Here is a 12,840-nt window from a genome sequence, read left to right as displayed (position 1 = left end):
GGTCATCTTATCAGCCGACACGTTATCAGCCGGCACGGGAACGCCAGACGGTTTGGGCCTGGAACCATGCACTCCACCGGATCGTTCCATCGAGCGGCCTGCAATACCTACGCGGCGTTGCGGCGGGCCTTGGCGAGCTTCTTGCGCACCATCTCACGCTTGAGCGGTGACAGATAATCGACGAACAACTTGCCCAGCAGGTGATCCATCTCATGCTGCACGCAAACCGCCAGCAGGCCGTCGGTCTGCAACTCGAACGGCACTCCGTCGCGACCGATCGCCTCGACCGTGATCGCTTCGGCCCGGGTGACGTCGGCAAAGATGCCCGGCACCGACAGGCACCCTTCCTGATGGACCTGTTCCCCGTCGCGCGCGGTGATCTTCGGATTGATGAACACCATCGGCGTGTCACCTTCGTCGGACACGTCAATCACCATGAACCGCTGGTGGACGTCGACCTGACTGGCGGCCAGGCCGATGCCGGGGGCGTCATACATGGTCTCGAACATGTCATCGAGCAATTGCTGGAATTGCGCGGAGACGATGCGGGCAGGATCGACATCGACAGCGACGGTGCGCAGTCGGGAATCGGGAAACTCCAGGATGGGTAGCTGGGCCATGGCTCTGAAAATGGGGGCGTGGGTCACATCCACAAGGTGTGGACCCATTATAACGTCTCAAATACACGCCGGACGCTTGCATTGGCGCGGTTCTTCTAGGCTATAGTGCCCCGTCCGCGTCGCTTTGTGACGTCAGGACGCACCTGCACGGGGAATCAGGTAAACCAATTATGTTGAAACCAATCCGCACGGCAATGGCCGTGGCGTTGCTGACGATTGCCACCTTTGCGATGGCCGCCGAAATTCGTGGCGACCACCCAGACACGTATGTCGTGCAAAAGGGTGACACCTTGTGGGATATCGCCGGGACTTTCCTGGACAAGCCATGGCTGTGGCCGGAGATCTGGCAGGCCAATCCACAGGTTGCCAATCCGCATCTGATTTATCCGGGCGATGTGCTGTCGCTGGCATATCTGAACCGCGTCACCGTCGCCGAGCCGGGGCCGCGCGCCGCCGCGCCGGTAACCGGGGTACCGCTGGCGCAGGTCGAGCCGTTCCTGAAAAACCTGCGCGTGGTCGATGAGATCGACAGCCTGCCCTATGTGGTCGGACTGGAAGAAGACCGGCTGCGCAGCGCGAAGGGCCAGGTCATCTACGTCAAGGGCCTTGCCCAGGCAACACCGGGCCAGCGTTATGCGGTCGTGCGGCCGACCCAGCGTTATACGCATCTGGACCGCGTCGCCTGCTGCGACCTGTTTGACGGCCAGGAGCTGGATAGCCGCGGTCGCCGCTCCGCCGATTTCGAGGGCTACTGGACCAATGCAGTGGTCCCCGACCAAGGTCAGGAAGTGCTCGGTTTCGAGCTGATGCAGCAGGCCACCGGCACGGTCACTCGCGGCGAAGTTGGCGGCATCGAGGCATCGACCGTGTTGCTGGACACCAGCGCCCGCGAGGTTCGCATCGGCGACCGGTTGATTCCGGTGGAAGCGCAGCCGTACGACCTGCAGTTCTTCCCGCATCCGCCGCGCCAGCAACTTGACTATGGGCGCGCGCAGGTGATGGCCGTGGCTGACCAGTTGCGTACCGGCGGCCCGCAGAGCGTGGTAGCGCTATCTGTCGGCGCCCGTGAAGGCATCGACAACGGCACCGTGTTCTCCAGTTGGCGGGTTGGCACCGAAGTGGCCGACCGGGTCACCACCAATGGCGATTGGGATCGCAGCGAGGACACCTTCGGTCGTAACGACCGGGTCCGGCTGCCCGATGAATTCGCCGGCCACCTGATGGTGTTCCGGACCTTCGACAAGGTCAGCTATGCACTGGTGATGGACGGTATCCGCCCGATCAAGGTCGGCTACGAGCTCAAGCATCCGGATGCACCATACTGACCAACGCGCTGACCCCACGCGCTGATCCATCGCGCGGGGTTTTCCTACAGCGATACACGACGGCGCCCGAGGGCGCCGTCGTTGTTTGGGCCGGATGCTGGACCGATGCATGCCAGCCAACCCGACCCCTTCAGCATCAGTCGCGCCGATCCAGGCAGCGCCAATCCAACCAGTCCAGCACGTAGCGAAGCCCTGCTGCGGCTGGTCGCCTGCGGCGGGCCGTGCGAGCCGCGCCGGCGCCTGGTTGAACAAGTCCCGCCTGCCCGTGCGCTGGACGCAGGCGCGCCGCTGTGGCGGGCCTGCGGGCTGAACACCGCCCAAGTCACCGCGCTACGTGGCCCCGCACCGGCAACCCTCGAGCGCGCCCGCGCCTGGCTTGCCGAGCCCGGGCATCACCTGCTGGGCTGGGATGACCCCGACTATCCGCCCTTGCTGCGAAACATTCCGAGCCCGCCTTTGGTGCTGTTCATCGATGGCGACCCCAGCCTGCTGTGGCGGCCGGGGATCGCGCTGGTCGGCAGCCGCTCACCCACGCCGGGCGGACGCGACAATGCCGCCGAGTTTGGTCGCCGCTTCGCCGCTGCGGGCCTGGCGGTGGCCAGTGGCATGGCGGCTGGGATCGACACCGCCGCCCACCATGCCGTGTTGGCGGTCGGAGGGGTCACGTTGGCGGTGCTGGGCACGGGTGCCGACGTTGCCTACCCGCGCAGCAACGTCGCTCTTCGTGCCCGTATCGCCACCGATGGCGCTGTCATCAGCGAGCATCTTCCCGGAACCGGTCCGCGCAAGGAGCACTTCCCCAGCCGCAACCGGATCCTCGCCGGACTGAGCCTCGGCACCCTGGTGATTGAAGCCGCCCATCGCTCCGGGGCGCTGATCACCGCGCGCCTGGCCGGTGAGTACGGCCGCGAGGTGATGGCGTTGCCCGGCTCGATCCACAATCCGCTGGCCCGTGGCTGCCATCGCCTGATCCGCGACGGCGCCTGCCTGGTGGAACGCCCACAAGAGGTCATCGACCTGGTGGCAGTGGCGGCCGGTGATCTGGCCGACGACTTGCGCCAGCGGTTGTCCGCCCCCACGTCAGGGAGTCAAGCCACCACCGAGACCGATCCCATCCTCGCCGCCCCTGCCATTGGCGCCGAACAGCAAGAACTGTGGCAAGCGCTGGGCCACGATCCCTGTGACATGGACCAACTGGTAGAGCGCACCGGTTTGACGGCTGCGCAGCTGTCATCCATGCTCCTGCCGATGGAGCTAGAGGGTCGCGTGGTCACGCAGCACGGCCGGTACTACCGCAGCCGCTGAAACCGTCCTCCGGACGCGCCCGGCGGTCCCAACAACTCCTGACCCACCGCGCCAACAGCGGCGCAGGCCGAGGGGAAATGAAAGAAAGCATCCTGGACGTCCTGCTGTACCTGTTTGAACACTACTTCACCGAAGACGCGGATCTGGTTCGCGACCGTGAAAACCTGCAAAGCGGCCCTCTGTTCGAAGAGTTGGGCCAGGCCGGCTTCAGTCCTGCCGAGATCAACAAGGCGTTCGAGTGGCTTGATGCGCTGGCCAGCCAACGACCCGCAGCCAGCCCGCTGCGCGCCGACGGCCCCACCCGCGTCTACGCCGGCCCCGAGCTGGACCGCCTGGATACCGACTGCCGCGGGTTCCTGTTGTTCCTGGAGCAGCACCGGATCCTCGACGCCGGCCAGCGAGAGCTGGTGGTCGACCGGGCGATGGCGCTGGACCAGCACGAGATCGACCTGGACGACCTCAAATGGGTGGTGCTGATGGTGCTGTTCAACCAGCCCGGCAGCGAAGCGGCTTACGCCTGGATGGAAACCCAGATGTTCGAGGAAGAGCCCGAGCCCGTGCACTGAAATACTTGACAGCGGCGTCCGCGGCATGATTCCACTGGAAAGCGATTTTCTCGTGTCCGCGGCCAGTTCACGGGCGTTGTTGTAGTACGTCTTTCTTCCGCGTCAGCTCCACGACGCGTCTCCGCCACTGACCACAAGGCTGTGCCGCAATGGCCAAGAACCTCCTTATCGTCGAGTCGCCCGCCAAGGCCAAGACGATCAACAAGTACCTCGGCAAGGACTTCATCGTCCTGGCCTCTTATGGCCACGTGCGCGATCTGGTGCCGAAGGAAGGCGCGGTCGATCCCGCCGCCGGCTTCGCGATGCGCTATGACCTGATCGAGCGCAACGAGAAGCACGTCGAGGCGATTGCCAAGGCGGCCAAAAAAGCCGAAGCGGTTTATCTGGCAACCGATCCGGATCGCGAGGGTGAGGCGATCAGCTGGCATATCGCCGAGATCCTGCGCGAGCGCGGTTTGCTGGAGGACAAGCTGCTCAAGCGGGTGGTATTCACCGAGATCACGCCGCGCGCGATCAGCGAGGCGATGGCACACCCGCGCGATATCGCCGCCGACCTGGTCGATGCGCAGCAGGCGCGCCGGGCGCTGGACTATCTGGTCGGTTTCAACCTGTCGCCGGTGTTGTGGCGCAAGGTCCAGCGCGGCCTGTCTGCCGGTCGCGTGCAGTCACCCGCGTTGCGGATGATCGTGGAGCGCGAGCTGGAGATCGAGGCCTTCAAGGCCCGGGAATACTGGTCGATCCAGGCCGATTGCCAACACCCCAGCCAGGCTTTCAGCGCCCGGCTGACCAAGCTGGACGGCAAGAAGTTCGAGCAATTCACCATCACCGATGGCGACACCGCCGAAGCCGCCCGCCAGCGCATCACCAGCGCCGCCGGCAGCGCGCTGCAGGTCACCGATGTCACCAGCAAGGAGCGCAAGCGCCGCCCGACCGCACCGTTCACCACCTCCACCCTGCAGCAGGAGGCCGCGCGCAAGCTGGGCTTCACCACCAAGCGCACCATGCAGGTCGCCCAGAAGCTCTACGAGGGCGTGGCGCTGGGTGGCGAGGAAGGCACCGTCGGGCTGATCAGCTACATGCGTACCGACTCGGTCAACCTGTCGATCGAGGCGGTCGCGGAGATCCGCGACGTGATCGCGCGCGACTACGGCACCGGCGCGGTGCCCGACCAGCCCAACGTCTACAAGTCCAAGGCCAAGAACGCACAGGAAGCCCATGAGGCGATACGGCCGACGTCCGCGCTGCGCACACCGGCGCAGATGGCCAGCTTCCTGGAAGACGACGCACGCCGTTTGTACGAGCTGATCTGGAAACGCGCAGTGTCCAGCCAGATGATCCCGGCGATCCTCAATACGGTCTCGGTCGACCTGGCTGCCGGCAGCGAGCACAGCTTCCGGGTCTCGGGCACTACCGTGGTCAACCCGGGGTTCCTGGCCGTCTACGAGGAAGGCAAGGACGCCAAGGCCACCGATGCCGACGATGAGGGCCGCAAGTTGCCGGCCATGAAGACCGGCGACCGGATTCCGGTCCAGGCCATCCAGGCCAACCAGCATTTCACCGAGCCACCGCCGCGGTTCTCCGAAGCCTCGCTGGTCAAGACCCTGGAGGAATACGGGATCGGCCGGCCGTCGACGTACGCCTCGATCATCGCCACCTTGCTGTATCGCAAGTACGTCGAGCTGGAAAGCCGCCGCTTCCGGCCGACCGATGTTGGCCGTGCGGTCAGCAACTTCCTGTCCGGCCATTTCACCCAGTACGTCGACTACGACTTCACCGCCAAGCTCGAGGACGAACTCGATGCGGTGTCGCGCGGCGAGGAGGAGTGGGTGCCGTTGATGGAGCGGTTCTGGACGCCGTTCAAGGAAATGGTCGACGAGAAGATGGAATCGGTCGACCGCAACCAGGCCACCGGCGCGCGCGAATTGGGCACCGATCCCAAGACCGGCAAGCCGGTCAGCGTCCGGCTGGGTCGCTACGGGCCTTATGCGGCGATCGGCAGCACCGCCGAGGACGCCGAGGACAAACCGAAGTTCGCCTCGCTGCGACCTGGCCAGAGCATGCATACGATCGGCCTTGAAGACGCGCTGGAGCTGTTCAAGATGCCGCGCCTGCTGGGTGAGTCCAACGGCGAGGAAGTCAGTGTCGGTATCGGCCGCTTCGGCCCGTTTGCCAAGCGCGGCAGCGTCTATGCCTCGCTGCCCAAGGAGGACGACCCGTACAAGGTCGAGCTGGCTCGGGCGATCTTCCTGATCGAGGAGAAGGAAGAGATCGCGCGCAACCGGATCATCAAGCAGTTCGACGGCAGCGACATCCAGGTCCTGAACGGCCGCTACGGCCCGTACCTGAGCGACGGCAAGCTCAACGGCAAGATCCCCAAGGATCGCGAGCCGGCTTCACTGACGCTGGAAGAAGTGATCAAGCTGATGGAGGAGACCGGAAAGCCGATGCGAAAGGGCTTCGGCAAGAAGGCGCCGGCCAAAAAAGTCGCGAAGAAGGCGGCGGCGAAAAAAGTCGTGAAAAAGGCCCCGGCCAAGAAAGCCGTGAAAAAAGTCGCAAAGAAGGCCGCAAAGAAGACGGTGAAAAAGGCAAGCAAGAAAACCGTCGCCAAGAAGGTCGTGAAGAAGGCGGTCAGCGCAGCCAGCTGACCCCATCGGCAACACCCGGGTGCAGCAGCGACGTGAGTCGCGCTGCCCGGGAACTGCCGGCCGCCGACGCGTTCGCGCCTTGCTTCACCGCGCGTAGCGCTATGCTTCCCGCATGTCTCCGTCCCCCGACGTTTCCACCGCGGTCGCCGCCCTGCGCCGGGGCGGCATCATCATCTACCCGACCGAGGCGGTCTGGGGCCTGGGTTGCGATCCCTTCGATGGCGACGCGGTCACTCGGCTGCTCCGTATCAAGCAACGCGCCGTCGACAAGGGCCTGATCCTGATCGCCGGATCCACGGAGCAGCTGGACGGGCTGCTCGACTGGAAAGCCCTGCCGGCCGGCTGCCGCGAGCCGGTATTGCGCAGCTGGCCGGGCCCCGATACCTGGATCGTGCCGGCAACCTCGCAGGTGCCCGGCTGGATCACCGGCAGTCACGCCGGTGTCGCCGTCCGGGTCAGCGCGCACCCCACCGTGGTTGCGCTGTGTGCCGCGTTCGGCGGTCCGCTGGTATCGACCAGCGCCAACCTCGCGGGTCGGCCACCGGCGCTCCAGCGCGACACCCTGGACCCGGCGCTGCTGGACGAGGTCGATGCACTCGTGCAAGGCACCACCGGCGGTCGCAACGCACCGACCACGATCCGCGACGCACGCAGCGGCACCACCTTGCGCGATTGACGCCCCGGCGTCGCTTTCGCGTTCATCGCGGAGCGGGCAAGATGGCGCCATGCATCGACCCATCTGGCCCTCGTTGTTCGGCATTGTCGCCCTGACGCTTGCAAGTGCGGCCCCGGCTTCGGGCAACGACGGGATCACCATCTACCGCTGCACCGATGGGCAAGGACGACTGAGCCTGCGCGACACCCCGTGCGCGAACGGACAACAACAGCAACGCGTCGACATGGTGCGACCCCGGGACCCACCGCCCCGGCCGGCTGCCGACGCAGCGACGACGACCATCCCGACGCCCGCCACCTCAACCGCCGTGCAGGCATCGCCGCAGGTGATCGTGATCCAGCCGCCGCAGCCGGTTTACCAATGCGTCACGCACGAAGGCGAGCGCTACACCAGCGACAACCCCGCCGGCAATCCGCGCTGGGTACCGCTGTGGACATTGGGCTACCCGGTCTATCCACGGTCCGGTCGGGTCGGACGACCTGGCTACCCTCCTGCCGTCCCAGCGCACCGGCCGGCTCCCAGCGAACGTCAGGTCAGTCGCTTCAAGTTCGACAGCGTCGGCAGGCCAACGCCAGAACCCTCGCGGAGTGCCCCCGGCTTGCCAGTGCGCCCGCCGATGGCCGGACTTGGCCTATCGCCGGGCAGCTGGATCAGCGACCAGTGTCACCGGCTGCCACAAGATCAGGTGTGCAACCACTTGCGGGACCGGCGCTGGGAGCTCGGCCGACGCTACAACAGCGCAATGCAGAGTGAGCGCCGCCAGATCGATGCCGAGCAGCGCCAGATCGATGCGCGCCTGGTCAACGACTGCAGGTCCGGCTGATGCGCGCGGCGCTGTTATTGCTGCTGGGCCTGCTGGCCGGTGCCGCCGCCGCACAGGATTCGGTGGTCATCTACCGCTGTACCGACGCCACTGGCGCCGTCAGCGTGCAAAACGACATCCCGTGCGCCAAGGGCAGCCAGCAGCAACGCCGGGTGATTGAAACCGAGCGGCCGACACCGGCACCACCAGTCGCGGTGGGTCCGGTGGGTCCGTTGGTGCCGTTACTGCCGATCACTGATCCGGCCGCTGGCCAGATCGCTACGGCGGACGCGGCCACTGCGGCCGGCGAACCCGGCAATCCCGATGAGCCCGCCCTGGACACCGGTTCCAACCCGTCGCCGGCCGACTTGCTGCCACCGCCACCGCTGTTTTCCTGCCGCAGTTGGGACCGCCAGATCCTGCTGACCGACAACGCCGTCCCGGCCGAGCGTTGCGCGCCGCTGGAAACCACCGGACTGGGCGGGGATCCGGCGGCCGGCGCCGGGGTCGCGTGCGAGATCAAGCGTGACCACTGCGAGCCGGTCGCCGAGGACCAGCTGTGCGAGCAATGGCGCAAGTACCTCAATGACACCGAGGCGATGTTGCAGTTCGGTCGCGCACCGGACCCGGCGGGCACGCGCGCGGAAGTCGAGCGGATCGGCGCGATCGTGGATGCCAGCACCTGCCGCCGATAAGCGCGCTCGCCGGAGTGCCTGACCATCGCCGTCACTCCCACTCGCCAGGAAGTGCCGGAACCATTGCCGTCACTCCCGCGAAGGCGGGAGTCCAGGGACGTTAAGCGCGTGAACATCAAAGTCCATGGATCCCCGCCTTCGCGGGGATGACGAGCAAAAAACGGATCCCTGCCGTCGCGGGGATGGCGAGCAAAAATGGATCTCTGCCTTCACTGGAATGGCGAGTAAAAGCCGGATTGTTCGGGCAGTTGGAGCGCCTTTCAGTCGCCTAGGTAACGACGTGGCACCCGTTTCAACCCACACAGCAACTGATAGGCGCTGGTGCTGCAATGGCGCGCCAGGTCGGCCGCACGCACCTGCTTGCCCCACAGCTCGACCTGGCTGCCCAGGCCTGCCGCCGGATGGTCGGTGAGGTCCACTGTCAGCATGTCCATCGATACCCGCCCGATCACCTCACCGGGTTGACCATCGATCGCCACCGGGGTGCCATTGGGTGCGAACTGCGGATAACCATCGGCATAGCCCATGGCCACCACACCCACGCGGCTCGGCCGCCGGGTGACGAACTTCGCGCCGTAGCCGACCGGCTCGCCCGCCGCCAGTTCGCGCACCCCGATCACCTGCGACTGGACCGTCATCACCGGCTGCAGGCGCTCCGCGACCGGATGCGGCTGATCGAACGGACTGGCCCCGTACAACATCAATCCCGGACGGCCCCACTCGCCGTCCACGCCGGGCCAGCCCAGCAGCGCCGCCGAATTTTCCACACTGGTGGCCAAGGCCCGAGGAAGATCGAGCCGGGTTCCGTTGCCCTCGTCCGCCATCAATGACGCATCGACCGGCGCGGCCCCGGGACCGACACCGGTTCGCGCCTGCTCAAGGACTTGTTCAAACAGCGCCACCTGCTCGGCAGTACGCACATTGCCGAGTTCATCGGCGCGCGCAAAATGGGTCATGGCGACGACCTCAGCCACCTGCGGCAATGCTTGCAACCGCCGCAGGCAGTCCAGGTACGCCGACGCTGAAAGGCCGAGCCGGTGCATGCCCGAATCCAGCTTCAGCCAGACCTTGAATGGCCGCGCCGGCCGCGCACGCTCGATCGCCTCGACCTGCCATTCGGACTGCACTACGCACCACAGCTGGTGACGGTCGATCAGCACCAACTCATCGGCTTCAAAGAAACCTTCCAGCAACAGGATTGGGGCGCGGATGCCGGCCTCGCGCAGCTCCAGTGCTTCCTCGATGCAGGCCACCGCGAAGCCATCGGCCTCGGCCTCCAATGCGCGGGCGCAGCGAACCGCGCCATGACCGTAAGCATCGGCCTTGACCACCGCCAATGCCTTGTGCCCGCCCAGCTCCCGCGCCAGCCGATAGTTGTGGCGTAATGCGTCCAGGTCGATGAGCGCTTGAGCGGGGCGCATCAGGCGCGGCCTGCCAGCGACGACGAACCGCGCGCACGGCCGCCGTAGCGCGAAATATCCAGCCCTTCGCCACTGATCAGGGGCGTCTGGCCGCCCATCAGGTCCGCCAGGTAGCGGCCCGAACCACACGCCATCGTCCAGCCCAGCGTGCCGTGGCCGGTGTTGAGATAGAGGTTGTCCAGACCGGTCGCGCCAATCACCGGGGTGCCATCCGGCGTGGCCGGACGTAGGCCGGTCCAGAACTCCGCCCGGGCAAGGTCGCCGCCGTGCGGGTAGAGGTCGTTGACCACCTTTTCCAGGGTCGCCTGGCGGCGCGGATTCAGCGACAGGTCGAAACCGGCGACCTCGGCCATGCCGCCGACCCGGATGCGCTGGTCGAAACGGGTGACCGCGACCTTGTAGCTCTCGTCGAGGATGGTCGAGGTCGGCGCCATCGCCGCATCGGTGATTGGCAAGGTCAGCGAGTACCCCTTCAACGGATACACCGGCAGCTTGATCCCCAGCGGCGCCAGCAACTGCGGACTGTAGCTGCCCAGCGCGAGCACATAGCGGTCGGCGCGCTCGATCTGGCCGTCGATGCTCACCCCGGTGACGCGACCGCCATCGGCCAGCAGCCGGTCGACGGTCGCCCCGAAACGGAACTCGACCCCGGCCGCCTGCGCACGCTGCGCCAGCAGCCGGGTGAACAATTCACAGTCGCCGGTCTCGTCATGCGGCAGCCGCAACGCACCGGTGAGCTTGTCGGTCACGCCCGCCAACGCCGGCTCCACCGCGACGATCCCGTCACGGTCCAGCAACTCGTACGGCACCCCATATTGCTTCAGCACCGCGATGTCCTTGGCGGCGTCATCCAACTGCCGCTGGGTCCGGAACAGCTGCACGGTGCCCAGTTGCCGCCCCTCGTAATCCATGCCGGTCTCGTGACGCAACTCGTCCAGGCAGTCGCGGCTGTACTCCGACAAGCGCACCATCCGCGACTTGTTGACCCCATAGCGATCGATCGTGCAGTTGCGCAGCATCTGCAGCAGCCACAGGTACTGGTTCGGGTCCAGGCCGGGCTTGATCGCCAGCGGCGCGTGACGCGAGAACAACCACTTCAACGCCTTCAACGGCACCCCGGGTGCCGCCCACGGCGCGGCGTACCCCGGCGACACCTGACCGGCATTGGCGAAGCTGGTCTCCTGAGCCGGCGCCGGCTGACGGTCGACCACGGTCACCTCGAAGCCGGCCTGCGCGAGATACCACGCGCTGCACACGCCGATCACACCACTGCCCAATACCAATACCCGCATCGCACGCGCCTTCCGGTGGTTTCCCGGCGAATGATTCGCCGGACATCAGTGACAGCGAGTATAGGAATGATCGCCAAATCTTTCCCCCTGTATTTCCCGCCATTCTCAGGCAAAATCACTGCAATACAGGCGATTTTTGGAACTTTCATGGCCGGTAAAAACCGCGGCATAGATAAAATCGACCGCAATATCCTGCGCATCCTGCAGCAGGAGGGGCGGATCTCGTTCACCGAGCTGGGGGAGCGCGTCGGCCTGTCCACCACTCCGTGCACCGAGCGGGTGCGCCGACTGGAGCGCGACGGCGTCATCACCGGCTACCACGCCCGCCTGGACCCACACCAGCTGGGCGCCGGGCTGCTGGTCTACGTCGAGATCAGCCTGGCCTACAAGTCCGGCGACATCTTCGAGGAGTTCCGCGCCGCCGCCCTGCGCCTGCCCCATGTGCTGGAGTGCCACCTGGTCTCGGGCGACTTCGACTACCTGATCAAGGCGCGCATCTCGGAGATGGCGTCGTACCGCAAGCTGCTCGGCAACACCCTGCTGACGATGCCCAACGTGCGCGACTCAAAGAGCTACATCGTGATGGAGGAGGTCAAGGAGACGCTGAGTTTGCCGTTGGGGAACTGATCACCAAAACGTGATTGAAATCGCCCCGCACGCCAGCTCAAAACCCGTAACGCAGGAACCCGCCGTCCACGGCGATGCATTCGCCGGTGACGTAACTGGCCGCTGGCAGGCACAGGAAGGCGACTGCCGCGGCGACTTCTTCGGGCTCGCCGATGCGGCCGATCGGGGTGCGCAGCAGGACTTCGTCCAGGTAGTCCGGATCGGCCAGTGCGCCGGAGGTGCGACGGGTGCGGATGTACCACGGGGCGACGGCGTTGACGCGGATGCCGTCCTCGGCCCACTCGACGGCCAGGTTGCGGGTCATCTGGTGCATCGCCGCCTTGCTCATGCCGTACGGTGCGCCGGTGCGTACGTGGGTCAGGCCGGACACGCTGCCGACATTGACGATGCTCGATGCGGCGTGGTGGGTCAGCAACGGGTGCAGGTAGCGGGACAGCTCGAAGGCGGCGAATACGTTCACCTCGAAGATCTCGCGCCACTCGTCCTCGGCGTACTCGCCGGCCGGTTTGCTGACGTTGGCGCCCGCGTTGTTGACCAGGATATGCAGGCCGCCATCACCCTGGTCCTCGACCCAGTCGAGCAGGGCGCGACGTTCTTCTTCGATGCCGACATCGGCGGCAAATACCTGGATATCGCGCTCCGGGAAGTCCTCCAGCAATTCGGCCCGGGCATCTTCCAGGCCGGCGCTGTTGCGCGCGGCGAGCAGCACGTCGGCACCAAATCCCAGCAACTCGCGCGCGATTGCGCGGCCGATGCCGGCGCTGCCGCCAGTGACCAGTGCCAGCTGCCCGTCCAGTCGCCAACGCTTGGGGTCCATGCCTGCTCCTGTGTTCGTCATCGTGTGTCGCCGGGCGCATGCCACCCGG

12 protein-coding genes are annotated in these 12,840 nt (G+C 66.0%); 8 read left to right on the top strand and 4 right to left on the bottom strand.

Annotated elements, in window-relative coordinates:
* Positions 1-107 precede the first annotated feature (107 nt).
* Positions 108-620: a peptide deformylase gene (def, locus tag ACW7G6_RS07390; protein WP_456978049.1), complete on the bottom strand. Its 513-nt coding sequence runs from the start codon at positions 618-620 to the stop codon at positions 108-110.
* A 170-nt stretch (positions 621-790) separates the two neighbouring features.
* Between def and ACW7G6_RS07385 the strand changes: the two genes are divergently transcribed.
* From ACW7G6_RS07385 to ACW7G6_RS07355, 7 genes are all read left to right on the top strand, one after another.
* On the top strand, positions 791-1,945 hold the full coding sequence (locus ACW7G6_RS07385) for a LysM peptidoglycan-binding domain-containing protein (RefSeq protein ID WP_456978048.1): 1,155 nt from the start codon (positions 791-793) through the stop codon (positions 1,943-1,945).
* A gap of 105 nt (positions 1,946-2,050) precedes the next feature.
* Positions 2,051-3,250, top strand: a complete 1,200-nt coding sequence (gene dprA, locus ACW7G6_RS07380; RefSeq protein WP_456997911.1) for a DNA-processing protein DprA — start codon at positions 2,051-2,053, stop codon at positions 3,248-3,250.
* 77 nt (positions 3,251-3,327) lie between these two features.
* Positions 3,328-3,816, top strand: a complete 489-nt coding sequence (locus ACW7G6_RS07375; RefSeq protein WP_456962598.1) for a DUF494 family protein — start codon at positions 3,328-3,330, stop codon at positions 3,814-3,816.
* A gap of 149 nt (positions 3,817-3,965) precedes the next feature.
* A complete protein-coding gene (locus tag ACW7G6_RS07370; RefSeq protein WP_456997910.1) occupies positions 3,966-6,461 on the top strand; it encodes a DNA topoisomerase I in 2,496 nt (831 codons plus the stop codon).
* 112 nt (positions 6,462-6,573) lie between these two features.
* Complete coding sequence (locus ACW7G6_RS07365) at positions 6,574-7,137, top strand: Sua5/YciO/YrdC/YwlC family protein (protein WP_456978045.1); 564 nt, start codon at positions 6,574-6,576, stop codon at positions 7,135-7,137.
* Between the two features lie 49 nt (positions 7,138-7,186).
* Entirely contained in the window at positions 7,187-7,960 is a 774-nt protein-coding gene (locus ACW7G6_RS07360) for a DUF4124 domain-containing protein (RefSeq protein ID WP_456978043.1), read from the top strand.
* On the top strand, positions 7,960-8,634 hold the full coding sequence (locus ACW7G6_RS07355) for a DUF4124 domain-containing protein (RefSeq protein WP_456978042.1): 675 nt from the start codon (positions 7,960-7,962) through the stop codon (positions 8,632-8,634). Before ACW7G6_RS07360 ends, ACW7G6_RS07355 begins: the two co-directional genes overlap by 1 nt.
* 260 nt (positions 8,635-8,894) lie before the next feature.
* Here the strand turns inward: ACW7G6_RS07355 and alr are convergent, their stop codons facing one another.
* Positions 8,895-10,055 (bottom strand): alanine racemase, encoded by a 1,161-nt coding sequence (gene alr, locus ACW7G6_RS07350; protein ID WP_456997909.1) that lies wholly within the window; start codon positions 10,053-10,055, stop codon positions 8,895-8,897.
* Positions 10,055-11,347, bottom strand: a complete 1,293-nt coding sequence (locus tag ACW7G6_RS07345; RefSeq protein ID WP_456978040.1) for a D-amino acid dehydrogenase — start codon at positions 11,345-11,347, stop codon at positions 10,055-10,057. The genes alr and ACW7G6_RS07345 overlap by 1 nt, the downstream gene beginning before the upstream one ends.
* Before the next feature lie 147 nt (positions 11,348-11,494).
* Between ACW7G6_RS07345 and ACW7G6_RS07340 the strand changes: the two genes are divergently transcribed.
* A complete protein-coding gene (locus tag ACW7G6_RS07340; protein WP_456978039.1) occupies positions 11,495-11,974 on the top strand; it encodes a winged helix-turn-helix transcriptional regulator in 480 nt (159 codons plus the stop codon).
* A gap of 37 nt (positions 11,975-12,011) precedes the next feature.
* Here the strand turns inward: ACW7G6_RS07340 and ACW7G6_RS07335 are convergent, their stop codons facing one another.
* The gene (locus ACW7G6_RS07335; RefSeq protein ID WP_456962606.1) at positions 12,012-12,791 is read right to left on the bottom strand and encodes an SDR family oxidoreductase; all 780 of its coding nucleotides are present in this window, start codon (positions 12,789-12,791) and stop codon (positions 12,012-12,014) included.
* Positions 12,792-12,840: the final 49 nt, after the last annotated feature.

The organism is Lysobacter sp. A421 (assembly GCF_054052145.1).
Note: the sequence above shows the minus strand (reverse complement) of the source record. Positions and strands in the feature narration are given on the sequence as shown.